A 22,124-nucleotide genomic window follows, 5' to 3' on the forward strand; every position below is an offset into this window, starting at 1 on the left:
GCGGTACGCGGCGGCCGTGCCGGCCCGGTGCCGCAGAGCGCGGCGCCCCGGGCCGCCCCGCCCGCCAGCCCCGCCCCGAGCCAAGGCCACGCCCCGAACCTGCCAGCCCCGGCGCAGCAGCTGCTGCGTGGCCTGTTGGGCCGGTGAGGAGATGCCGATGAAGCGTTTCTGGGAACAGGCTACCGCGACGCCGCGGGAGGAGGGCTGGGGCGTGCTGCTGGATGGCCGCCCGGTGCGGCTGCCGGGCGGCACACCGCTGGCCGTGCCCGCCGCCCCGCTGGCCGCCGCCATCGCCGCGGAATGGCAGGCGGCCGGCGGCACGAAGGGCGGCGAGATGCGGATGGAGGATGTGCCCCTCACCCGCCTCGCCGGCACCGCGCAGGAAAGGATCATGGCGGAGCCCGACGCGATGGTGGAGGGGCTGGCGAAATACGCCGAGACCGATCTGCTCTGCTACCGGGCGGAGGAGGCGAAGCTGGCCGCCGCCCAGGCGGCGCATTGGCAGCCCTGGCTGGACTGGGCGGCGCTGCAGCTCGATGCGCCGCTTGCCGTCACCGCCGGGCTGATGCCGGTGGCCCAGCCGCCGGCTTCGCTCGCCGCGCTGCGCCGGGCGGTCGCCGCCCGCACGCCGCTGGAGCTCGCCGCGCTCGGCGTGCTGGTGCCGGCCTATGGCTCCCTGGTGCTCGCCCTCGCCGTCGTGCATGGCGCGCTGGAGGCCGGCGCGGCGCATGAGCTGGCGACGCTGGATGAGCGGCACCAGGAGGAATTCTGGGGCCTCGACGCCGAGGCGGCGGCGCGGCGGGAGAGGGTGGCGGCGGATGTGGCGGTGGCGGCGCGGCTGCTCGGCCTGCTGCGGCAGGCGGCATGAACGCCCGGCATCTGCGCATCGAGGGCCGCGTCCAGGGCGTCGGCTACCGCGAATGGATGGTGCGGGAGGCGACGCGGCTCGGCCTCTCCGGCTGGGTGCGCAACCTGTCCGATGGCAGCGTGGAGGCGGTGGTGGCCGGGCCGGAGCCGGCGGTGCTGGCGCTGCTCACCGCCTGCCGCCGCGGCCCGCGCATGGCCCGGGTGGACGGCATCGTGGAGAGCTTTGCCGAGGTGCCGGACACGCCCGGCTTCCACCGGCGATGAGGCGCCTTGCCCTGGGCTTGGCCCTGCTGCTGGCGACCTGGCCGGCGGCGGCGGAGGTGCTGCGCGTCGGCCCCGGCCAGCGCTTCGCCCGACCCAGCGAAGCCGCCGCCCAGGCCCGTCCCGGCGACCGCGTGCTGATCGCTCCCGGCCAGTACCGGGATTGCGCCGCGTGGCACACGCCCGACCTGAGGATCGAGGCGGCGGGCGGCGAGGTGGTGCTGCAGGGCCCGGTCTGCGCCGGCAAGGCGCTGTTCGTCATTGCCGCGCCGCGGGTGACGATCGAGGGGCTGACCTTCCGCGGTGCCGCCGCGCCCGCCGGCAACGGCGCCGGCATCCGGGCGGAGGGCGGCGAGCTGACAATCCGCCGCAGCCGCTTCGAGGGCAACGAGAACGGCATCCTCACCGCCCCGGCGCCGGAGGCGACGCTGCGCATCGAGGACAGCGTCTTCCTCGGCAATGGCGCGCTGCGGCCGGGGATGGAGTGCGCGCACGGGGTCTATGCCGGGCAGCTTGGCGCGCTGGTGATCCTGCGCAGCCGGTTCGAGGCGACGCGGATCTGCCACCATGTGAAGTCCCGCGCGCTGCGGACCGAGATCCTGGACAGCCAGATCCTGGACACGCCGGCGGGCGAGGCGAGCTACCTGGTGGACATCCCGAATGGCGGGGCGCTGCTGCTGCGGGGCAGCCTGCTGCGCAAGGGGCCGCGGACGGGCAATGCCGGCACCGCCGTGGCGCTGGGCTTCGAGAGCGGGCGGAACCCGCCGGGGGCGATGCTGGTGGAAGGCAACCGGTTCGAGAACCTGCTGGGCCGGCGGACCAGCTTCGTGACCAACCGGCTGGTGCAGCCGGTGACGCTGCGCGGCAATGTGCTGACCGGGCCGGTGGTGCCGCTGGCAGGGGCGGGGCAGGTGGCGCCCTGAACTCCGGACGTCACCGATCGGGCGGAGGGCGGCCGGTGCTCGGACGGCTGAGGGCGTGGGCGTGGGCGATCAGGCGGGATGTGCATGCCCTCTGGCTGGCGGCGCGCGATCCGCGTACCCCCTGGTATGCCAAGGCCGTCGCGCTGGCGATTGCCGCCTATGCGCTCTCGCCCATCGACCTCATCCCCGATGTCATCCCGGTGCTGGGCTATCTCGATGAGGTGATCCTGCTGCCCCTGGCCATCCTGCTGGCCATACGGCTGGTGCCCCGGGAGGTGATGGCCGAGCACCGCGCCACTGCCGCGGGCGCGGCAGACAGGCCGACCAGCCGGGCGGGCGCCGCCTTCATCCTCGCCCTGTGGCTGGCCATGGCCGCGGCCCTGCTCTGGTGGCTGTGGCCCTTGGTCGAATAGCCGGGCCCCGGGTGGGCCACGGGAGGCGGCATCGGAATGGTGCCCTGCGCGGGCGGCCGCGCCGCCGCCCTGTCCCTGCGCACGCCGGCAGGTTTCCCCGCCCTGCTTCATGCCAACGGCAGTCGGTCATGGCCGATCGACGGCCCGCAGTCGCCGGGCGGGCCGCCGCCGCGGCCCTTGGCAAGGCGGCATGGGCCCCGGGCGGCATGCACAAGCTCGGCATCGGTCCATGCCCGATGTCGTTGGTATACGGTTCACGCAGGCATCCCGGGTGGAGCCCCGCCGAGGGCGCAGGGCTGAACCTCGGCAGAAAGATCGGCAGCGAAAGCGCCTGAGCTGCGTTATGCTGCGGCGCAATATACGCTAGCCGATGGAACAAGCCCTCATGACCATGGTCCCCACCCCGCCAGGCCGCGAATTCTTCACCCGCGGCGCCGAGACCATGTCGCGCGTGCTTGGCCAAGCCCAGGCCCTGGCCGATGTCGCCAACCGCCAGGCCACGGCGCTGATGCCCCGGCTGCGCCCGGCCACCCCGCCGCCCCTGCCGCCGGACCCGCTGGCGCTGCTGCGGGACGCCGCCGACTACGCCTTGGATGCCACGCAGCGCGGCCTGCTCTTCTGGGACACCATGCGCCGCGCCGGCAACGCCTTCACCGAGCACGAGGCGGCCGGCTGCCCCCCCGTGCTGGTCTTCGACTGGCAGATGGAGCTGGACGGCCGCAACCTGCCCCGGCCCTGCAACTATGCCCTGGTCCGCATCACCCCGCCGGCCGGCATGCCGCGGACCGACACGGCACTCCGCCCCTTCGTCATCATCGACCCGCGGGCCGGCCATGGCGCCGGCATCGGCGGCTTCAAGTCGGACAGCCAGGTGGGCGTCGCGCTGCGCCGCGGCCATCCGGTCTATTTCGTCATCTTCTTCCGGGATCCCGAGCCGGGGCAGACCGTGCTCGACATCACCGCGGCCGAGACCGCCTTCCTCCGCCGGGTGCATGAGCTGCATCCGGGCGCGCCGAAGCCGGTCGTCATCGGCAACTGCCAGGGCGGCTGGGCGGTGATGATGCTGGCCGCCAGCCAACCGGAGCTCTGCGGCGCGCTGGTGCTGAACGGCGCCCCGCTCTCCTACTGGGCCGGCGAGCGCGGGCGGAACCCGATGCGCTATCTCGGCGGCCTCGCCGGCGGCTCCTGGCCCGCCGCGCTGCTGGCCGACCTTGGCCATGGCAAGTTCGACGGCGCCAACCTGGTGCTGAATTTCGAAAGCCTCTCCCCCGCCAACACCTGGTTCAAGAAATACTATTCCCTGTTCCAGAAGGCCGACACCGAGGCCGAGCGCTTCCTGGAATTCGAGCGCTGGTGGGGCGGCTACTTCCTGATGAACCGGGAGGAGATCCGCTGGATCGTCGAGAATCTGTTCATCGGCGACCGCTTCGCGCGCGGCGAGATCTCGGCCGGTGGCGGCGCCACCTTCAACATGCGGGCGGTGCGCTGCCCGGTGGTGGTCTTCGCCTCGGCCGGCGACAACATCACCCCGCCTGGCCAGGCGCTGCGCTGGATCGCCGACGTCTACCGCGACGAGCAGGAGATCAAGGCGCTCGGCCAGACCATCGTCTATCTCATGCATGATGAGATCGGCCATCTCGGCATCTTCGTCTCCGGCGCGGTGGCGCTGAAGGAGCATACCGAGATCGCCGAGACGCTGGCGCTCATCGACAGCGTCGCCCCCGGCCTCTACGAGATGCTGATCACCCGGGAGCCCGGCGGCAATGCCTGGTCGGTGGAGCTGAAGGAGCGCTCCATGGCCGATATCCGGGCGCGCAGTGGAGAGGCGAAGAACGAGGCCTTCCCGGCGGTGGCGAAGATCTCCGCGCTGAACCAGTCGATCTACGACCTGGCCGTGGCGCCGGTGGTGCGGCAGGTGGCGACGGAGCAGGGCGCGGAGCTGCAGCGGCAGCTCCACCCGCTGCGGCTGCGCCGCACCCTGGTGAGCGACCGCAACCCGCTGATGGCCCCGGTGGCGCCCTTGGCTGAGATGGCGCGGCAGCACCGCCGGCCGGCCCGCAAGGGCAACCCCTTCCTCGCCTGGGAAGCGATGTGGGCCGGCGCGGTGGAGCAGGGCTTCGACACCTGGCGGGACTGGCGCGACGCCTGGACCGAGATCGCCTTCCACGGCGTCTATGGCTGGCTGGCGGCACTGGGCATGGCCGGCGGGGAGACGCCGGAGGAAGTTCCCGCCACCGCGGCGCTCGCCGATGCGCCGGAGGTGCGCCAGGCCCTCGCCCGCATCGAGGCGGGTGGCTATGCGGAAGCGGTGGTGCGGATGATGATCCTGCTGGCCCAGGCGCGCGGCGGGGTGCGGCGCTCCCGCCTCGCCCGCTCCAACGCCCTGCTGCGGACCGAGGAGCCCTTCGCCGGCATGACGGACAGTGCCCGCCAGGCGCTGATCCGTGAGCAGACCGTCATCGCCAGCATGGCGCCGGCCGAGGCGCTGGCCGCCCTGCCGAAGCTGCTGCCCGACGCTGCCGGGCGCCGCCGTGCCATCGCGGCGGTGGAAGACGTGGCCGGGCCGGAGGAGGAGCTGGGCGAGGCGGCGCAGGCCATGCTGGCGCAGCTCCGCAACGCCCTGCGCCTCGCCCCGGCCGAGGTGGTGCCCTTCCACGCCGCGGCCGTCCCGCATGGCCTCTGATCCCTATCCCCTCCCCCGCGCTGCGGGGGAGGGTCGGGGCAGCGCTGCCTACTTCCCCTTGAAGTTCGGCTTCCGCTTCTCGTTGAAGGCGCGGATGCCCTCCATCCGGTCCTCGGTCGGGATGAGCTGGTAGTAGGCCTCGATCTCGAACAGCATGCCGCTGGCGCGGTCCATCTGCAGCCCTTGGGTGATGGACTTCTTCGCCTGGCGGACCGAAAGCGGGGCGTTGGCGGCGATGGTCCGGGCGGTGTCCAGCACCGCGGGCAGCACCTCCCCCGGCGGGAAGAGCTTGTTTACCATGCCCCAGTCCAGCGCCTCCTTCGCGCTGAAGGGGCGGCCGGTCAGGATCACCTCCTTGGCGCGACGCTCACCGATGGTGCGCGGCAGGTTCTGGGTGCCGCCGGCGCCGGGCATGATGCCGAGCGTGACTTCCGTCAGCGCGAAGCGCGCCGTCTCGCTGGCATAGGCGAAGTCGCAGCAGAGGGCGAGCTCCAGCCCGCCGGCGAAGGCCGCGCCGTTGATGGCGCCGATGAGCGGCGGCGGGCAGGCCAGCACGGCGCGCGCCATCCGCTCGAACAGGTAGTGCTGCTTCGCGAATTGCTCGTCCGTCATGCCATTGCGTTCCTTCAGGTCCGCACCGGCGCAGAAGGCGCGCTCCCCGGCCCCGGTCAGCACCACGCAGCGGACGGCGCCGGGATCGGCCTCCAGCGCCTGGAACACCGCGACCAGCTCCTCGCCCATCCGCGTCGTGAAGGCGTTGGCGCGTTCCGGCCGGTTCAGCATCACCTGCAGGATGCCGGGCGAGGGCTCGGTGAGCAGCAGCGTGTCGAAGGCGCGGTCGAAGACAGGGGGCAGTGGCATGGCGAACTCTCCGGCCAGGTGATGCGAGGATGGGCGATGCCGGCGCCTGTCGCCGTGGTCGCCCGGGCTCCTTGACGGGACCGTCAACGGGACCGCCCGGGAGCCCCCCTCGCGGGGCAAGCTCCTTACCCGATCCGCCCGGCAGCCGGCGAGGGCAGCCCTCAGACCCTCGGCAGAGCGGGATCGGCGGCCTCGGTGCCCACGCCCAGGGCCCGCCGGAGCCGTGCCAGCGGGTGCCGCGCGGCCGCCGCCCGCAAGGAGTCGCGCTCCCGCCTCATCTCGGCAAGTTCGCCCCTGGCCACGGCCAGATGCGCCTGCAACGCCGCCATCTCGACCATCGCGGCCTGGGTCGTGGCCAGCTCAGCCCGGACCGTGGCCAGCGCAGCCTGGGTGCCGGCCAGGGTGACCTCGGCCCTAGCCAGCGCGGCGTGCAGCGCCGCCGCCTCGGCCTGCAGCCGGTCCCGCTCCTCGGTCAACACCGCCTGCCGCAGCCGGTCCTCGAGCTGTGCCTCGGCCCGCCGCAGCGCCGCCCGGAGGCCGGCCTCGGGTTCCTCGCCCGGCCCGAACCGCAGCCGTGCCAGCCGGTCGGCGCCGAAGGCGTAGGCCTCCGCCAGGAGACGCGAGTAGTAGGGGCCGTCCCAGGTGACATCCGGGCCGGTCACCTGCAGCGCCTCCGGCAGCGAGAGGATGTCGAGGCCGGGCAGGAGCCGCGCCTCCGCGATCATCTCCGCCAGCAGGGCATTCACCCTGGCGACCAGCCCGGTGTCCCCCCAGGGGGGGCCCGGGACCCCGAAGGCACGGCCGGTATAGCGCGCATCGTAGAGGATGACCCGGCCACCGCGCCGCAGCCGCGGCTCCAGCACCTGCGCGCGGAACCGCCGGAACCCTCGCGCCAGGTCTCGAGGAAGGCATCGTCGCGGAAGGAGAGCATGGGCGGGGCGCTCTCCAGCCCCAGCATCCGGAGCATGCCCGAGGGGTCGCTCGGGATGGTGCCGCCCCCGGGCAGGCCGATCAGCTCGGAGGGGTTGGCGATCCAGCTCTCGCCGAGCCGCAGGACGCCGGTGGCGATGTCCCGGATGAACTCGAACACCAGCGCATCGCTGCCATTCGCGGCGATGGCGGCGAGATGCACCTTGCGCAGATCGTCGCGGACATAGCGCTCGACCTCCGGCGGGGCGGCGAGGGTGCCGACCGCGCTGTCCGGCAGGGCGGGCGCCATCAGTGCAATGGTGGGCCGCCGCCAGAGCTGCGACTTGTGCAACCGGCCCGCCAGGTTGCCGATCAGCTCATGCAGGCTGCAGGCGCCGATGAGAAGCATGGAGGGCCGGGCCGGGGGCGGCGCGGCAGAAGCTGGCGATTCGTCCGCCATGCCCCGCAGGTTCCCGGCCATTCCGCCTTGGGATTGAAAATACGGGTGAATTTTCCCGCATCAAGCGAACATCTCCGCGCGGCGCCGGGGCCCGGGCACCGAAGATGTTGGCCCCGGGCGCGGAAGCGCCTAGCCTGCTAACCAAACAAGGCAAGGGAACGGGCCATGAGCAGCACACCCGATCTGGTCATCCGCGGCGGGACCATCCTGGACGGCACCGGCAAGCCAGGCTTCGAAGCGGATCTGGCCGTGAAGGATGGCCGGATCGCCGCGATCGGGCCGGACCTGCCGCGCGGGGCGGAGGAGATCGACGCCAAGGGCCGTCTGGTGACGCCGGGCTTCGTCGATATCCACACCCATTACGACGGCCAGGCGGTGTGGGACAGCCACCTCGCCCCCTCCGCGCTGCATGGCGTCACCACCGCCGTGATGGGCAATTGCGGCGTCGGCTTCGCCCCGGTGCATCCCGGGCAGGAGATGAAGCTGATCGAGCTGATGGAGGGCGTGGAGGACATCCCCGCCCCGGTGCTCAGCCAGGGCCTGGACTTCAAGTGGCAGAGCTTCGCCGAGTACCTCGCCGTGCTCGATGCCAAGCCGCGCGACATCGACATCTGCGCCCTCGTGCCGCATGCCGCCGTCCGCGTCTATGTCATGGGCGAGCGGGCGCTGGCGCTGGAAAGCGCCAACCAGGGCGACATCGCCGAAATGCGCCGTATCGTGGCGGAAGCGGTGGAGGCCGGCGCCTTCGGCTTCTCCACCAGCCGCACCATCAGCCACAAGACGCTGAAGGGTGATTTCACCCCCACCCTGCGGGCGCAGGAGGAGGAGCTGGCCGGCATCGCGGAGGGGCTGCGCGGGATCGGCAAGGGCTTCATGGAATTCGTCTCGGACTTCAACCAGCCGGACCCGGCCACTGAATTCGGCCTGATCCGCCGCGTGGTGGAGCGCAGCGGGAGGCCGGCGGTCTTCACCCTGACGGCGCGGCATGACCGCACCGAGCATTGGCGGGAGTTGCTGGCGCTGTCCAACCGCGCGGCGGCGGAAGGCGTGCCCATCCGCCCGGTCTTCCCGCCGCGGCCCATCGGCATCCTGATGGGCCTCTCCGGCAGCCAGAACCCCTTCAGCGGCACGCCGAGCTACAAGGCCATCGCCCATCTGCCGGTGCCGCAGCGCGTGGCCGCCATGCGCGACCCGGCGGTGCGTGCCCGCATCCTGTCGGAAGACCGCTTCGCCGGCAGCACCTTCCCGCTCATCGCGCGGCTGTCCTTCGAGCGCATGTTCCCCTTCGGCGACCCGCCCAACTACACCCCGGCGAAGGAGAGCAGCATCGCCGCCCAGGCGGCGCGCGAGGGCCGCACGCCTGAGGACGTGGCCTATGACATGCTGCTGGAGCAGAATGGCGAGGCCTTCATCTTCTGCGCCCTGACCAACTACGCCTATTACGACCTCTCCCCCAGCGAGGAGCTGCTGCGCCACAAGAACACCATCGTCGGCCTCTCCGATGGCGGGGCGCATGTCGGCTTCATCTCCGATGGCAGCTTCCCGAGCTTCCTGCTGGCCTATTGGGGCAAGCAGCGCGGCCTGCCCGTGGAGGAGCTGATCCGCCGCCAGACCAGCGACACCGCCAGCGCCGCCGGCCTGCCGGACCGTGGCCGGCTGGCGCCGGGGCTGCGCGCCGACATCAACGTCATCGACTATGACTCCCTGGCGCTGGAGATGCCCCGCATGGTGCAGGACCTGCCCGCCGGCGGGCGGCGGCTGATGCAGCGGGCGCGTGGCTACGACGCCACAATCGTCGCCGGGCAGGTGACCTACCGGCATGGCGAGGCGACCGGCGCGTTGCCCGGCAAGCTGGTCCGCTGCACGCACTGACCCCGGCATGGCGATCGACCGGGGCCTGAGGCTGCTGCTGCTGGCGCTGGGCGCGATGTTCGCCCAGCAGACCTTCGCCTCCATCGGGCGGGGGCTGCCGGCGGTGGTAGCGCCGGTCGTCATCGCCGACCTGCATCTCGATGCCGCCTGGCTCGGCACCTATGCCAGCCTTTCGGCCCTGGCGGCGCTCACCTTCCAGCTCGGCTGCGGCAGCTTCCTCGTCCGCCATGGGGCGCTGCGGCTGAGCCAGGTGGCGCTGGTCATGCTCAGCATCGGGCTGGCGGCCGGGGCCAGCGGCCATGTGCTGATGTTCGCCATCTCCGCCATCATCGGCGGCGGCGGGGCGGCGGTCTCCACCCCCGCCAGCTCGCATCTGCTCGGCCGCTACTGCCCGCCGCGCATCGCGCCGCTGGTCTATTCGGTGAAGCAGACGGCGGTGCCGGCCGGGCTGCTGCTGGCCGGGCTGCTGGGCCCGGCGCTGATCCTCTGGGTCGGCTGGCGCGGCACCCTGCTGGTGGCGGGCGGCGCCTGCCTGGCCTTTGCCCTGCTGTTGCAGCCGCTGCGCCGCGAATTCGACGCCGACCGCACCCCCAGCCGCCGCTTCAGCGTGAAGGATTTCGGCCGCACCATCGGCGTGGTGACGGCGACGCGAGAGCTGCGCACCCTGTCCATGGCCTGCTTCGCCTTCAACGGCTTGCAGAGCGTCTTCACCTTCTACTTCATCGTCTTCCTCACGCGGCACGGCCAGGACCTGGCGGCGGCCGGCGCCCTTTTCTCCCTGACCATGATGGTGGCGATGCCCTGCCGCATCCTCTGGGGCTGGCTCGGCAGCCTGTGGGTGGCGCCCAGGGTGATGATGGCGGTGCTGGCCTTCGGCATGGCCGCCAGCACGGCGCTGCTCGGACTGGCGGGCGAGACCTGGCCCATCTGGGTCATCACCGCCCTCGGGATCGTGCTGAGCGCCACGGCGATGTCCTGGCACGGCGTGCTGCTGGCCGAGACGGCGCGGCTGGCGCCGGACAACATGCACGGGGCGGCGACGGGCGGCGTGCTCTCCTTCGGCCAGATCGGCGCCTTCCTCCTGCCGCTGGCCTATTCCCTCTGCCTCAGCGCGACGGGGAGCCACGGCGTCGGCTTCATCGTCAGCGGCGTGCCGGCGCTGCTGGTGGCGGTGGCGCTGCTGCGAGGTGGCGGGGACGAGGAGCAGGCGCGGCAGGAGGTAGCGGCGGCGGCTTGAGGGGGACGTCGTCCCCCTCAAACTCCCCCCACCAAAGGCCGAAAGGCCTTTGGAAACCTTGAGTCTGGGCCCGCCGGTTCAGCCGACCGGCATGGTCTTCGCCATGGGGGGCAGTTCGACCACCTTGGCGTACCAGGCTTCCAGCTTCGGGTGGCCGGGGCGCCAGGGCTCATGCGGGAAGCGGAAATCGAGGTAGCCGAGCGCGCAGGCCACGGTGATCTCCCCGATCGTGGTCAGCAGGCCGAGCTTGTCGGCCTCCGCCTCCAGCGCATCCAGGGCACGCGCCACCTTGCCCTGCTGCAGCGCGATGTACTCCTTGCGGCCCTCATCCTGCGGCAGCGCCACCTCGCGCCGGCGCGGCTGGCTGGCATCCAGGATGCCGTCGCCCAGCGCCTGCAGCTGCAGCGCCTTCCAGCGCGACGGCCCGGCGGCGGGGAACAGCTTCGGCGCGTCGCCGATGCTGTCCAGATACTCGCAGATCACCGGGCTGTCATAGAGCGCAACCCCGTCATCCGTCAGCAGCGAGGGCACCTTGGAGAGCGGGTTGAGCGGCAGCAGCGCCGGGTCGGTGGTGCCGACCTTCCAGAGCTCCAGCTTGCCGTCGATGCCGCGCGCGATGGCGCAGGCGGTGCACTTCCGCACATAGGGGCTGGCGGGGGAGAAGGCGAGTTTCATATGGCGTCCGGTCCCTGTCAGTACGCATTGGTGAGTGACGGCAGACCGTAACCCGTGAACCGGCCCCCTTGATAGTGGCGGCGTTGCAGATCGGCACTCGGCGCCGGCGCATGGCAGGAGAGGCGGAAGCGGTTCAGCCGGCAGCCGCGACGGCGGGCCATTCGCCGGCAAAGCGCGTCACGGCAGCGCCTCCCGGAACCAGTCCTGCGCCGGGTCGGCGTCCCGCCGCCGCAACTCCGCCAGCAGGTCGCCGATGCGCTCGCGCAGCTCCTCCTTCCGCTCATAGACGCTGCAGAAGGTGCCGGCCAGGCGCACGGGGTCGCCGGTATAGTAGCGCTCATACAGCCGCTGCCGGCCGGCGAAGGAGGAGACGCAGGCATCATAGGCCAGCCGGTTGAGCCGGATGCGCTCCCCTGCATCGCCCACCGCCGCCTGCATGTACCGCTCGACTATCGGTCCCGCACCGCTGGCGAGCTCGACATGGGAGGGCACGCCGACCAGCCCGCTGGCACCAAGGATCTGCACGATGTCCTGCATGCGGTGGAACATGCGGGCGAAGCCCAGCCGCGTGACCCAGAGCGGCATGGGGTCCGGCGCCGTCGTGCCCCAAGGCGTCGTCACCGGGTTCGCCTCCGCCGCCACGATGCAGGCGCGGATGGTCTCGGTGGACAGCATGATCTCGGCCAGCATGCCCTGCACATGGGCATAGCCCTCGATATTGATCGCCCGCGCGATGGAGAGCGCGAGGCCCAGCATGAACTCGCACTTCGCCAGCGCCTTGATGGCCGCCTGGTGCCCGGTCTGCGGCCCGGCATAGGTCTTCTGGTAGAGGCCGTTGGCGATTTCCGGGCTGCGATGGATGAAGACCCGCTCCCAGGGCACCAGCACATCCTCGAACACCACCATCGCGTCGTTCTCGTCCAGCCGCAGCGCCAGCGGGTGGTCCAGCAGCGAGGGCGCGGTCACCGGCGAGACCGGCGGGCGGGAGACGAAGCGCATGCCCGGCGTCGCGGTCGGCAGGGCGAAGCCGAAGGCGTAGTCCAGCGCCCCGGGCGAGTTGTTGATGTAGGTGGAGGGCATCACCACGATCTCGTCGGCGAAGGCCGCGAGGGTGGAGAGCATGCGGGCGCCGCGGATGACGATGCCGGCATCCGTTTCCTTCACGATCTTCGCCGCCAGGTCCTTTTCCTGCCGCTCCACCGGGTTGGAGCGATCGACCTGCGGGTTGATGAGGACATGCGTCATCACCAGGTCGTTCTCGCGCACATGCTCGTAGAAGGCCCGCATGTTGCGGCCGAATTGCGCGCCATGGGCGGCGAAGACGGACTCCGCCGCGGCGAAGGCGGCGACGAAGCAGTTCATGTAGTCCGGGCTGCGGCCGAACATGCCCTGGGTGGCGTTCATCCAGTGGCTGATGGCGATGCGGCGGCGCTTCAGATCCCCGGCGGATTTCGGCTCGATATGCGAAAGCCCGACAAGCTGGCCGCTGCTGGGGGAGGTAAAGGTCATCTCCGCCTGCAGCGCCTCATGGTGCTGCATGTCCAGCAGCTCCGCCACGGTGCGGGCGGCGCCGGCGAAGCGGCGGTCGCGCGTCACGTCGCGGACGCGTTCGCCCTCGATCCAGATCTCCCGGTCATCCCGCAGCCCGTCGAGGTATTGCTTCCCCGTGCGGATGCCCATGGCGCCTGCTCCGTTGCCGCTGTGCCGAGACTAGCCGAAGGCCCGCAGGCCCCGCCACAATTCGCGGCGCGACGAGACGGGATCCGGCACCGGGCGCGCGGGGTGCGCGCCCGGCCCGCCCCTGTCACCCCAGCGTCAGCCCGCCATCCACCACCACCGTCTGGCCGGTCACCATCGCCGCGCCGGCCAGCAGGAACAGCATGACCTCCGCCAGATCCTCCGGCGTGCAGCGCCGCTTCAGCAGCGCCTTGTCGATGCTGCCGCTGCGCTGCTCATTCGTCCATTCGATCATCCAGGAGGAATCCACCGCCCCCGGCGCCACCGCATTGGCCCGCGCCTCCGGCGCCAGCGTCCGCGCCAGGTTCTTCGTCAGGCTGATGACGCCCGCCTTGGTCGCGCCATAGGCCATGGAGGAGCCGGGACTGTCGAGGCCCGCGATGCTGGCCGTGCTGACCACCGCGCCATGCGCCGCCTTCAGCGCCGACGCCGCCGCCTTCACGCAGCGGAAGACGCCCAGCAGGTTCACCTGCAGCACGCTCTCCCACAGCTCCTCCGTCAGCCGGTCCAGCTCCTTCGGGCCGATGGTCGTGCGGGTGCCCGGCGTGCCGGCATTGCAGGCCAGATAGTCCAGCCGGCCAAGATCCTTCACCGCGGTCAGCACCATGCGCTCGCAATCCGCCGCATCGCCGACATTGCCCGGCGCGCCGATCACGTCCAGCCCGGCATTGCGCAGCTTCTCCACCTGCTCCGGCCCGCGCGCGTCATCCGCCAGGTAGTTGATCGCCACCTTGGCGCCGTTCTTCGCCAGCTGCGTCACCAGCGCCAGGCCGATGCCGGAGGCGCCGCCTGTGACCAGCGCCGTCTTGCCTTTCAGGTCATAGGTGATCATAGCTTGCGCTCCATCCCCGCCATGGTGCCGATCTCCCGCATCGCCTGCTTCAGGGCGATCAGCTTCTTGTCGCGCGCCTCGAACAGCGCCGCCGGGTCGCCCGGCCAATCATAGTAGCCGGCGCCGGCCAGCACGCCGGTGCGGCCTTCCGCCACCAGCTTGTCCAGCACCGGGCTGCTCGGCGTCGGCTTGGGCGGGGCGTAGCTGTTGTTGCGCTTCACCGCCTGCATCAGCGCCAGCCCGGTGAAGTCCGCCTTGGCATAGAAGCCGAGGATCGGCAGCCGCAGCGCCAGCCCATGGATGATGGCGGCGTCGATCTCCTCGGCGCTCGCCACGCCCTCGTCCAGCAGATGCTGCACCTCCAGCCCGATCGCCGCCTGGATGCGGTTGGCGACATAGCCGGGGACGAATTTCTTCAGCCCGATCGGCTGCTTGCCCATGGCCCGCAGCATGTCGGAGACGCCCTCCACCACGCCCTTCTCGCACTCAGGACCCGGGATCACATCGACCAGGTCCACCAGATAGGGCGGCGTGTACCAATGCGCGATCATCGCCTTGCGCTGCCGCGCGGCGGGGATGAGCGGGAAGACGTCCAGATGGCTGGTGTTGCTGGCGAAGATCGCCTCCGCCGGGGCCAGCTTGTCGAGCTGTTCGTAGAGCGCGCGCTTCGCTTCCGGCACCTCGATGATGGCTTCGACGATCAGCTCCGCCCCGTCCACCGCCTCGGCCAGGGAGTCGTGCCGCGTGACCGCCTGGGCGAGATGGCCGGAGGTCCAGTCGGCCGGCGCCTCGCCGCCCGCCACCAGCGTCGCCAGCGCCGTCTCCATCAGCCCCTGGGCGCGCGCCAGCGTTTCCTTGTTGCTGTCGGTCAGCCGTACCCGGTGCCCACCCAGCGCAAAGACCAGCGCCAGCGCATGCCCCATGGTGCCCGCGCCGATGACCGCCACTCTTGCCATGCCTATGCTCCCTCTTCCGGCGTCCAGGGCTCCGGCGCCCGCGCCTCGATCTCGGTGACGACGTCCACCACCACCGTCTCTTCGCTGTCCAGCGCCTCCTCCAGCGCCGTCGCGATCTCGCCCGGCTTCTCGACGCGGATGCCCTTCAGGCCGAATTGCCGCGCCACGGCGGCGAAATCCGTCGGCCCGAAGCGCAGCACCTGCTCCGCCGCCTTCGGCCGGTTGCCCGCCTGCTTCAGGTAGTTCGGCCAGCCCTGGCCGAAGCCGGAATTGTTGTTCACCACCAGCACCACCGCGATGCCACGCCGCTTCGCCGTCTCCAGCTCCGGCAGATGGTAGTAGAGCGCGCCATCGCCGGACCAGGCGATGACCTTCCGGCCGGGCGCCGCGCATTTAGCGCCGAGCGCCGCCGGGAAGGCCCAGCCGAGCGAGCCGGCGGCGCGCAGATAGGTCTGGGTCGGCTCCAGCTCCACCAGCGTCCCGGTCCAGATGCCGGAATAGCCGGTATCGGCGACGAGAATGCCATCCGCAGGCAGCGCCCGCGTCACTTCGGCGCAGAGCCGCGCCGGGTCGATCGCCACCGCCTCGCTCGTCAGCCGCGGCGCCATGGCACGGCGCCATTCTGCCATCACGCCCTGCGCCCAGCGGAGGAAGTCCGGGCTGCGGGTCGGGGTCCCCAACTCCGCCACCAGCGCCGCCAGAGTGGCGCGCGGATCGCCCAGCAGCGTCACCTCGGCATCGTAGCTGCGGTGGAATTCCAGCGGATCGGCGTCGAGTTGCACAACCCGCGTGCCGGGCTTCGGCACGCGCCAGGTATGGGTCACCTGGTCGCCCGTATCGCAGCCGATGAACAGCACCAGCTCCGCCGCATGCACCACCTGGTTGGCCGGCGGCGCGGAGTAGTTGCCCACCACGCCCACCGCCAGCGGATGCGTCGTCGGGATGATGCCGCGCGCGCCGAGCGAGGTGGCGATCGGCGCCTGCAGCACCTCCGCCAGCGCCAGCAGCTCCGCCCCGCAGCCGGACAGCGCCGCGCCATCCCCGGCGACGATCACCACCTTCTGCGCCGAGCGCAGCCCAGCGGCCGCCGCCCTCACCTCCTCCGGCGCCGCCACCGGCCGATGCGACGGCGCCCGCCACGAGCCCAGCGCGGCTGGCGGCGCACCCGCCTCCCCGCGCTCCACGAACTCGCCCATCAACCCGTTGAGATCGAGATGCACCGGCCGCGGCGGCACTGACACCGCAGCGGCCCAGGCTTGGCGGAATTGCCGCGGCAGGTCCGCGCCTTCCTGCACCATGGCGGCGAATTTCGTGACGGGAGCGAAAAGCGGCGCATGCGCCACTTCCTGATAGGCGTTGCGGTGCTGATGCCCGATGGGCTTGTGCCCCGTCAGCGCCAGCACCGGGCTACGCGCCAAATAGGCATCCTGCAACCCGGCCGCGAGATTCGCCGCCCCCACCGATTGCGCCGCCACCACCCCCGGCCGGCCGGAGACGCGGCCATAGGCATCAGCCATATAGACCGCCGCCTTCTCGGTATGCGCCAGCACCGGCTGCACACCGACTCGCTCCAGCTCCAGCAAGGTGCGGCGCAGCACAGCATCGACGAAGAAGAGATGCGTCTGGCCCGATTCCTTCAGGCTGCGCGCCAACCATTCCGCGCCGTTCATCGCCGAGGCCCCCTTGCCCGTCTCCCGTGGCGGGCGATACTGCGCCAGCAACGGAGGAAACCCAATGGCCGATCTGCTGATCCAGCAAGGGCACGGCGCCGGGACGCGCTACCAGGATACCGAAAACCCGTCCGACATCTGGCATTGGCTGGAGAACCCGCCGGCCGATGCGAAGGACGGCATCCCCTACGCCTTCATCGCCTCGCTCGGCGATGTGAGCCGGCCGGCGCCCTTCCTCTATACGGTGGAACTCGACATCGCCGAGGCCGACCTGCCGGAGATCTTCCGCTGGTATGAGGAGGAGCACCTGCCCATGCTCACCTCCTGCCCTGGCTGCATCGGCGGCACGCGCTACCGCCGGCTGGATGGCGGGGCACCGAACCTGCTGGCGGCCTATCGCTTCGAGCGGGCGGAGGTGAACCAGACGCCGGAATGGATCGCGGCACGGAGCACGCCCTGGACGGAAAAGGTGCGGCCGCTGTTCCGCTCCTCGCGGCGATATGTGCGGCGGCTACTTGCTTGAGGAGGGCCCTGCCCTCCTCAAACTCCTTTCGCCAAAGGCCGAAGGTCCTTTGGAAACCATGAGTTTGGCGTTGCGCCGCGCCGCACCGCCTCGCTAGCCTCCCGGCAGGCACCCGCGGCCATAAGCGGGGCCGGAACGGGAGGAAACGAAGCGATGCGCAAAGCCTCGCTGCTGGTCGCTTGCGCGGCCGCCTGGCTGGGATGGACCCAGGCTGCCAGGGCGCAGATCCAACTCATCATTCCCTGGCCTGCGGGTGGCGGCACGGACATCATCGGCCGGCTGATCCAGCCGGTCTTTTCCGAGGAACTTGGCGGCCAGCTCGTCATCCGCAATGTCGGCGGCGCCACCGGCACCATCGGCACGGCGGAGGTGGCACGATCGAAGCCGGATGGCACCACGCTGCTGCTCACCTCCATGGCGGCCATCGCCATCCAGCCCAGCTTCCGCGCCAACGCGCCCTATCGTGCGGAGCATTTGACACCAATCTGCCTGGTGGCGGAAGCGCCGGCGACGCTGATGACGCCGAAGGAAACTGGGATCCGCACCATCGCCGACATCCAGGCGCGCGCCCGCGCCCAGCCAGGCCAGCTTCCCTATGCCTCGGGCGGCGTCGGCGGCCTTGGCCACCTGGCGATGACGGGGCTGCTGCGCGCCCTGGGGGTGGAGATGAACCACATTCCCTTCCGCGGCTCCGGAGACAGCGTGATGGCCATGCAATCCGGCACGGTGCTGATGCTGGCGGCGGAAGCCAACCTCGTGCAGCAATATGGGCTGCACGCCATCGCCGTCTTCGCCGAGAAGCGCAGCCCGGACATGCCGGGCACGCCGACGATGCGCGAGCAGGGCCATGACCTTGTCTATCCGCTCTGGACCGGCATCTTCGCCCCCGCCGGCACCCCGGATGCGGCCCTGGCGCGGCTGGACACGGCCTGCGCCCGCACCCTGCAGACGCCGAGCGTCATCGAGGGCATGACCCGCGCTGCCCATCCGATCCGCTACATGGACCGCCACGCCTTCGGCGCCTATGTCCGCGCCGAGGTGGAGAAATACGCCGAGCTGATCCGCGCTTCCGGCCTGCGTCAGGCGGATTGAGAACGCTTCCGCAGCAGGTAGCGATGCCGACCATCCATCACTAGCTCACCCCGCTGGTTATGGATGGTGACGGCAAGGCCCAGGATGCCGGTGCTCCGCTGCGGCGTCAGCTCATCCACCGTCAGCAGCGGGTAAAGCGTGTCGCCGCAGATCACCGGGTGCAGGAAGCGCGTCGATTGCTCGAGAAAGCCCTTCAGCGACTCCTCGACCATGAAGGGGAAGAGGCCGGCGCCGGCGCAGCTTTGGATCGCCACCTGGTAGCCATGCGCCAGCATGCCCGGCAGCCCATGCGCCTTGCAGAACTCGGCATCGTAGTGGATCGGGTGGTTGTCGCCAGAGGCGGCCTGGAAGGCGGCGAAGATCCCGCTCGTCATGGTGCGGGAGGGCAGCGGGAAGCGCTCGCCGAGGGCGAAATCCTCGAACCAGCGCTGCTGCGGCACCAGCCGGTGCTCCTTCGGGTCGAAGCTCATCCCACGTAGCCCAGCCGCCGGTCGCGTGCCACCGCCTCGGCATCGCGCAAAGCCGGGTCGCCAAAGCCGCCGCCGCCGGAAGTCTCCAGCCGCACCCGGTCGCCGCGTTGCAGCGGGACATTGTCGCATTTCGGCGGCAGCGGGGATTCCTCACCATCGCGCAGCAGCACCAGCCGGCCGACCGCGGCCGGCCCGCCACCGGCCAGCCCGTAGGGCGCATGGACGAAGCGGTCCATATTGGCGGTGAAGAAGCAGCGCGGGCTGTCGATGCGCCACTCCCGGGCCAGGCCGAGCCCGCCGCGCCGCTTGCCCACGCCGCCGCTGCCGGGGATCAGCCCGTAGCGCGTGATGGTCAGCGGCGTCTGCGCCTCGATCATCTCGATCGGGATATTGGCGTTGTTGTGCATGCCGGCGGAGAGGGCATTCACCCCGTCCTTCGCCGGATGCGCGCCGGTGCCGCCGATCTCGATCTCCACCAGCACCTCGCGCGAGGCATCCTCGGCCACGGTCTGGAAGGTGCAGACATAGGAATTGCCGTAATAGGCCGCCGGAATGCGGTCCGGCACCGCCTGGTGCAGCGCGCCGAACATGGCGTTCAGCAGCCGGTGCGTCACCGCGATGCGATGCACCACCGGCGCGGGATGCCGCGCATTCACCACCAGCCCCTCCGGCGCGATGGTGGTGACGGGGCGGTAGCAGCCGGCATTGGCGGCGAAGGGTTCATCGCAGGCGGACATCACCGCGAACATCACCGCCGCATTGCTGCTGGCCAGAGTCGCATTGGTCGGCCCCTGCACCTGGGGCGAGCAGCCGGAGAGATCGACCGAGATGGCATCGCCCCTGATCGTCACCGCCACATGCAGCCTGATCGGCTTGCCGAGGTCGATGCCGTCATCATCCAGCCAGTCGGTGAACTCATAGGTGCCGTCCGGCATGCGGGCGATGGCGGCGCGCATCGCCGCCTCGCTCATATCGAGGATGCGGCGCCCGGCCTCGATCATCCCCTCCGCGCCGTAGCGTTGCGCCAGCCGCCGCAGCGCCACAGCGCCGACTTCCAGGGAGGCGATCTGGCTGTTAAGGTCGCCCAGCAGCAGATCCGGCTTGCGGATGTTCTGCCGGATCATCGCCCAGACGCCCTCGTTGCGGACACCCTTCTCGATGAGTTTTACGGGTGGGATGCGCAGGCCTTCCTGGAAGATCTCGATGGCCTTGGCGGCATAGCTGCCGGCGACGAGCCCGCCGACATCGATATGGTGGCAGAGCGCGCCGACGAAAGCGATCCGCTTGCCCTCATGAAAGACCGGCTTGAAGGCGGTGATGTCCGGCAGGTGCTGGCCGCCGCAATAGGGGTCGTTGGAGATGACCACGTCATCCGGCCCCCAGCTCTCGGGGTCCACCCATTTGTCCAGCAGCTCCCGCAGGAAGTGGGACATGCTGTTCAGGTGGCTCGGGATACGCGCCGACTGCGCCAAATTGTTCCCCTCCGCGTCGAAGACGGCGGTGGAGTAGTCCAGCAGCTCCCGCACGATGGTGCTGCGGCTGGTGCGCCAGATGGTCACGTCCATCTCGGCCGCGGCGGCGGTCAGCGCGTTGCGGATGACCTCGATCTCGATGGGCCCGAGCATTAAGCGTCCCTCCGCGCGATCAGCGCTCCGGCGGCGCCGAGCGCGGCGCTCCAGCCCCGCCCGATCCAATGGGTGGCGAAGGCTTCCTCGAGGATGGCAGGGCCGGTGATGCGGTCCTCCGCCGTCAGCGCCTCCCGGTCCCAGACCGGCAGGTCCCGCCATTCCCCGCCCTCATGTACTCGGCGCCTGCCCTTCAGCGCCGGGCGCGGCGCGGGCGGCGCAACGGCGGCATCGGGCTTCGGCAGCCGGCCGGTGGCGATGACGCGGAAGGTGACGAGTTCCACCGCCTCCGCCTCATCCGCGTAGCTGAAGCGCTGGCGGTGCATGGCGTGGAAGCGGGCGAGCAGCGCGGCCAGCGCGGCCGCATCCGGCGCCGCCACCTCGCCCCAGGGCACCAGCAGCTCGAAAGCCTGGCCGTGGTAGCGCATGTCCACTGCGACCTCGAGAAGCCGCGCCGATGCCGCCACGCCATCCGCCGCCAGCCGCGCCTCCGCCGCCTCGCGCAGCGCGCCGATCAGCGTGCCGATCTCCGGCAGGCTCTCCGCCACCGCCGGCAGCACGCGGGAGCGCGCGATATCCTGCACTAGGTCGGAATAGAGGATGCCATAGGCGGAGAGGGTCCCGGGCTCCGCCGGGAAGATCACCTCATTGATCCCCATCTCCGCCGCCACATCGGTGGCATGCAGCCCGCCCGCGCCGCCGAAGGAGAGCAGCGCGAAGTCGCGCGGGTCCAGCCCCTTCTCGAACAGCGAAAGCCGCACCGCGGCGCCGAGATTGGCGTTGGTGACGGTCAGGATGCCCTCCGCCGCCGCTTCCAGCGAGAGCCCGAGCGGCTGTCCCACCTTCGCCGCGATGGCGGCGCGCGTCGCCGGCATGTCCAGCGTCATGGCGCCGCCCAGGAAGTAGTCCGGGTCCAGCCGCCCCAGCGCGAGATTGGCGTCCGTCACCGTGGGCTCCGTGCCGCCGCGGCCATAGGAAACCGGTCCCGGCCGCGCCCCGGCGCTGCGCGGGCCGACCGAGAGCCGCCCGCCATGATCCACGCTGGCGATGGAGCCGCCGCCGGCGCCGATGGTCCGCATCTCCACCATGGGCAGGCGCACCGGCAGCCGGTCGATTTCGCCCTGGGTGACGACCGAGACCCGGCCATCCTGCACGATGGAGACATCGTAGCTGGTGCCGCCCATATCCACGGCGACCAGGTTCGGCCGCGCCAGCAGCGTGGCGATCCGCCCGGCCGCCAGCGCGCCGCCGGAGGGGCCGGAGAGCAGCAGCCGCGCGGGCTGCTCCGCTACGGTGCGCAGCGAACAGACACCGCCATTGGACTGCACCAGGAAGACCAGCGGGCTGAACCCGCTCTCGCCCAGGCGGCGTTCCAGCCGGTCCAGATAGGCCTTCACCACCGGCACCAGCAGGGCGTTCAGCACCGTGGTGCTGGCGCGTTCATATTCCCGGATCTCCGGGCTGACCTCGCTGGAGAGCGAGACCGGCAGCCCCGGCCGCGCCTCCGCCAGCAGGGCCTTCAGAAGCTGCTCATGCGCCGGGTTGCGGTAGCTGTGCAGCAGGCAGACCGCGACCGCCTCCGCCCCCAGCGCGTCCAGCCGCGCCAGCAGGGCGGGCAGCGCCGCCTCGTCCAGCTTCGCCTCCACGCTGCCATCGGCGCGCAGACGTTCCGGCACGCCCAGGCGCCGGTCGCGCTCGATCAGGCAGGGGAAGGGATCGGGATCGACCTTGTAGAGCTCCCGCCGCACATGGCGGTTGATCTCCAGCACGTCCTCGAAGCCGGCGGTGGTCAGTAGCACGCCCCGGGCCAGCTTCCGCTCCAGCACCGCATTGGTGGCGATGGTGGTGCCGTGCAGCAGCAGTCCTACCTCCGCCAGGGCGAAGCCGAAGCGGGAGGCCGCCTCCTCCACCCCGCGCATCAGGCCGATGGAAGGATCCTCCGGCGTGGTGGGGGTCTTCCAGGCGCGGACGGCGCCGCTGCGGGCGTCCAGCACCTGCAGGTCGGTGAAGGTGCCGCCGATATCGACAGCAATGCGGATGGGACGGGTGCTCATGGTC

The 22,124-nt window shown here is 71.1% G+C and carries 19 protein-coding genes; 9 read left to right on the forward strand and 10 right to left on the reverse strand.

Annotated features, from left to right (window positions below; genetic code table 11):
* The first annotated feature begins 157 nt into the window (after window positions 1-157).
* From NJ376_RS14415 to NJ376_RS14435, 5 genes are all read left to right on the forward strand, one after another.
* The gene (locus tag NJ376_RS14415; protein WP_252953978.1) at window positions 158-868 is read left to right on the forward strand and encodes an ATP12 family protein; all 711 of its coding nucleotides are present in this window, start codon (window positions 158-160) and stop codon (window positions 866-868) included.
* Window positions 865-1,131 carry an acylphosphatase gene (locus NJ376_RS14420; RefSeq protein WP_252953980.1) on the forward strand — a complete coding sequence of 89 codons (267 nt, stop codon included), beginning with the start codon at window positions 865-867 and terminating at the stop codon, window positions 1,129-1,131. Before NJ376_RS14415 ends, NJ376_RS14420 begins: the two co-directional genes overlap by 4 nt.
* Entirely contained in the window at window positions 1,128-2,051 is a 924-nt protein-coding gene (locus NJ376_RS14425; RefSeq protein WP_252953981.1) for a right-handed parallel beta-helix repeat-containing protein, read from the forward strand. The genes NJ376_RS14420 and NJ376_RS14425 overlap by 4 nt, the downstream gene beginning before the upstream one ends.
* 80 nt (window positions 2,052-2,131) lie before the next feature.
* Entirely contained in the window at window positions 2,132-2,464 is a 333-nt protein-coding gene (locus tag NJ376_RS14430; protein WP_370288276.1) for a YkvA family protein, read from the forward strand.
* A gap of 385 nt (window positions 2,465-2,849) precedes the next feature.
* Complete coding sequence (locus NJ376_RS14435) at window positions 2,850-5,147, forward strand: DUF3141 domain-containing protein (protein WP_252953982.1); 2,298 nt, start codon at window positions 2,850-2,852, stop codon at window positions 5,145-5,147.
* 48 nt (window positions 5,148-5,195) lie between these two features.
* Here NJ376_RS14435 and NJ376_RS14440 read toward each other — a convergent pair whose 3' ends face one another.
* Together NJ376_RS14440 and NJ376_RS14445 are read right to left on the reverse strand one after the other, a co-directional pair.
* Window positions 5,196-6,008, reverse strand: coding sequence for an enoyl-CoA hydratase-related protein (locus tag NJ376_RS14440; protein WP_252953983.1), 813 nt, complete (start codon window positions 6,006-6,008; stop codon window positions 5,196-5,198).
* A 161-nt stretch (window positions 6,009-6,169) separates the two neighbouring features.
* A complete protein-coding gene (locus NJ376_RS14445; RefSeq protein WP_252953984.1) occupies window positions 6,170-6,871 on the reverse strand; it encodes a hypothetical protein in 702 nt (233 codons plus the stop codon).
* Window positions 6,872-7,542: 671 nt separating this feature from the next.
* On the opposite strand from NJ376_RS14445, the gene NJ376_RS14450 reads away from it, so the two are divergent.
* Together NJ376_RS14450 and NJ376_RS14455 are read left to right on the forward strand one after the other, a co-directional pair.
* On the forward strand, window positions 7,543-9,249 hold the full coding sequence (locus NJ376_RS14450) for an N-acyl-D-amino-acid deacylase family protein (protein WP_252953985.1): 1,707 nt from the start codon (window positions 7,543-7,545) through the stop codon (window positions 9,247-9,249).
* Between the two features lie 7 nt (window positions 9,250-9,256).
* A complete protein-coding gene (locus NJ376_RS14455; RefSeq protein ID WP_252953986.1) occupies window positions 9,257-10,486 on the forward strand; it encodes an MFS transporter in 1,230 nt (409 codons plus the stop codon).
* A 78-nt stretch (window positions 10,487-10,564) separates the two neighbouring features.
* Here NJ376_RS14455 and NJ376_RS14460 read toward each other — a convergent pair whose 3' ends face one another.
* From NJ376_RS14460 to NJ376_RS14480, 5 genes are all read right to left on the reverse strand, one after another.
* Window positions 10,565-11,161 (reverse strand): glutathione S-transferase family protein, encoded by a 597-nt coding sequence (locus NJ376_RS14460; RefSeq protein ID WP_252953987.1) that lies wholly within the window; start codon window positions 11,159-11,161, stop codon window positions 10,565-10,567.
* Window positions 11,162-11,338: 177 nt separating this feature from the next.
* Complete coding sequence (locus NJ376_RS14465; RefSeq protein ID WP_252953988.1) at window positions 11,339-12,841, reverse strand: 4-hydroxyphenylacetate 3-hydroxylase family protein; 1,503 nt, start codon at window positions 12,839-12,841, stop codon at window positions 11,339-11,341.
* A 124-nt stretch (window positions 12,842-12,965) separates the two neighbouring features.
* On the reverse strand, window positions 12,966-13,730 hold the full coding sequence (locus tag NJ376_RS14470; protein WP_252953989.1) for an SDR family NAD(P)-dependent oxidoreductase: 765 nt from the start codon (window positions 13,728-13,730) through the stop codon (window positions 12,966-12,968).
* Complete coding sequence (locus NJ376_RS14475) at window positions 13,727-14,686, reverse strand: 3-hydroxyacyl-CoA dehydrogenase family protein (protein WP_252953991.1); 960 nt, start codon at window positions 14,684-14,686, stop codon at window positions 13,727-13,729. The genes NJ376_RS14470 and NJ376_RS14475 overlap by 4 nt, the downstream gene beginning before the upstream one ends.
* Window positions 14,687-14,688: 2 nt before the next feature.
* On the reverse strand, window positions 14,689-16,356 hold the full coding sequence (locus NJ376_RS14480) for a thiamine pyrophosphate-binding protein (protein WP_252953993.1): 1,668 nt from the start codon (window positions 16,354-16,356) through the stop codon (window positions 14,689-14,691).
* Between the two features lie 64 nt (window positions 16,357-16,420).
* Here NJ376_RS14480 and NJ376_RS14485 point away from each other — a divergent pair, with 64 nt between their 5' ends.
* Both NJ376_RS14485 and NJ376_RS14490 read left to right on the forward strand, forming a co-directional pair.
* Window positions 16,421-16,879 carry a DUF4286 family protein gene (locus tag NJ376_RS14485; protein ID WP_252953994.1) on the forward strand — a complete coding sequence of 153 codons (459 nt, stop codon included), beginning with the start codon at window positions 16,421-16,423 and terminating at the stop codon, window positions 16,877-16,879.
* Window positions 16,880-17,032: 153 nt separating this feature from the next.
* Complete coding sequence (locus tag NJ376_RS14490) at window positions 17,033-17,971, forward strand: Bug family tripartite tricarboxylate transporter substrate binding protein (protein WP_252953995.1); 939 nt, start codon at window positions 17,033-17,035, stop codon at window positions 17,969-17,971.
* Here the strand turns inward: NJ376_RS14490 and NJ376_RS14495 are convergent.
* From NJ376_RS14495 to NJ376_RS14505, 3 genes are read right to left on the reverse strand one after another with little or no spacing between them, the layout of a single operon-like run.
* A complete protein-coding gene (locus NJ376_RS14495) occupies window positions 17,959-18,441 on the reverse strand; it encodes a MaoC family dehydratase (protein ID WP_252953996.1) in 483 nt (160 codons plus the stop codon). The genes NJ376_RS14490 and NJ376_RS14495 overlap by 13 nt on opposite strands.
* Window positions 18,438-20,066: a hydantoinase B/oxoprolinase family protein gene (locus tag NJ376_RS14500; protein ID WP_252953997.1), complete on the reverse strand. Its 1,629-nt coding sequence runs from the start codon at window positions 20,064-20,066 to the stop codon at window positions 18,438-18,440. Before NJ376_RS14500 ends, NJ376_RS14495 begins: the two co-directional genes overlap by 4 nt.
* Entirely contained in the window at window positions 20,066-22,120 is a 2,055-nt protein-coding gene (locus tag NJ376_RS14505) for a hydantoinase/oxoprolinase family protein (protein ID WP_252953998.1), read from the reverse strand. The genes NJ376_RS14500 and NJ376_RS14505 overlap by 1 nt, the downstream gene beginning before the upstream one ends.
* Between the last annotated feature and the right edge of the window lie 4 nt (window positions 22,121-22,124).

It is taken from the genome of Siccirubricoccus soli (genome assembly GCF_024178315.1).
In the GTDB taxonomy this organism is placed as follows: Bacteria; Pseudomonadota; Alphaproteobacteria; order Acetobacterales; family Acetobacteraceae; genus Siccirubricoccus; species Siccirubricoccus soli.

Bases quoted from the DNA above. Each gene is read 5' to 3' on its own strand.
- NJ376_RS14415 (WP_252953978.1), top strand. From the start codon at position 158: ATGAAGCGTTTCTGGGAACAGGCTACCGCGACGCCGCGGGAGGAGGGC.
- NJ376_RS14420 (WP_252953980.1), top strand. From the start codon at position 865: ATGAACGCCCGGCATCTGCGCATCGAGGGCCGCGTCCAGGGCGTCGGC.
- NJ376_RS14425 (WP_252953981.1), top strand. From the start codon at position 1,128: ATGAGGCGCCTTGCCCTGGGCTTGGCCCTGCTGCTGGCGACCTGGCCG.
- NJ376_RS14435 (WP_252953982.1), top strand. From the start codon at position 2,850: ATGACCATGGTCCCCACCCCGCCAGGCCGCGAATTCTTCACCCGCGGC.
- NJ376_RS14440 (WP_252953983.1), bottom strand. From the start codon at position 6,008: ATGCCACTGCCCCCTGTCTTCGACCGCGCCTTCGACACGCTGCTGCTC.
- NJ376_RS14450 (WP_252953985.1), top strand. From the start codon at position 7,543: ATGAGCAGCACACCCGATCTGGTCATCCGCGGCGGGACCATCCTGGAC.
- NJ376_RS14455 (WP_252953986.1), top strand. From the start codon at position 9,257: ATGGCGATCGACCGGGGCCTGAGGCTGCTGCTGCTGGCGCTGGGCGCG.
- NJ376_RS14460 (WP_252953987.1), bottom strand. From the start codon at position 11,161: ATGAAACTCGCCTTCTCCCCCGCCAGCCCCTATGTGCGGAAGTGCACC.
- NJ376_RS14465 (WP_252953988.1), bottom strand. From the start codon at position 12,841: ATGGGCATCCGCACGGGGAAGCAATACCTCGACGGGCTGCGGGATGAC.
- NJ376_RS14470 (WP_252953989.1), bottom strand. From the start codon at position 13,730: ATGATCACCTATGACCTGAAAGGCAAGACGGCGCTGGTCACAGGCGGC.
- NJ376_RS14475 (WP_252953991.1), bottom strand. From the start codon at position 14,686: ATGGCAAGAGTGGCGGTCATCGGCGCGGGCACCATGGGGCATGCGCTG.
- NJ376_RS14480 (WP_252953993.1), bottom strand. From the start codon at position 16,356: ATGAACGGCGCGGAATGGTTGGCGCGCAGCCTGAAGGAATCGGGCCAG.
- NJ376_RS14485 (WP_252953994.1), top strand. From the start codon at position 16,421: ATGGCCGATCTGCTGATCCAGCAAGGGCACGGCGCCGGGACGCGCTAC.
- NJ376_RS14490 (WP_252953995.1), top strand. From the start codon at position 17,033: ATGCGCAAAGCCTCGCTGCTGGTCGCTTGCGCGGCCGCCTGGCTGGGA.
- NJ376_RS14495 (WP_252953996.1), bottom strand. From the start codon at position 18,441: ATGAGCTTCGACCCGAAGGAGCACCGGCTGGTGCCGCAGCAGCGCTGG.
- NJ376_RS14500 (WP_252953997.1), bottom strand. From the start codon at position 20,066: ATGCTCGGGCCCATCGAGATCGAGGTCATCCGCAACGCGCTGACCGCC.
- NJ376_RS14505 (WP_252953998.1), bottom strand. From the start codon at position 22,120: ATGAGCACCCGTCCCATCCGCATTGCTGTCGATATCGGCGGCACCTTC.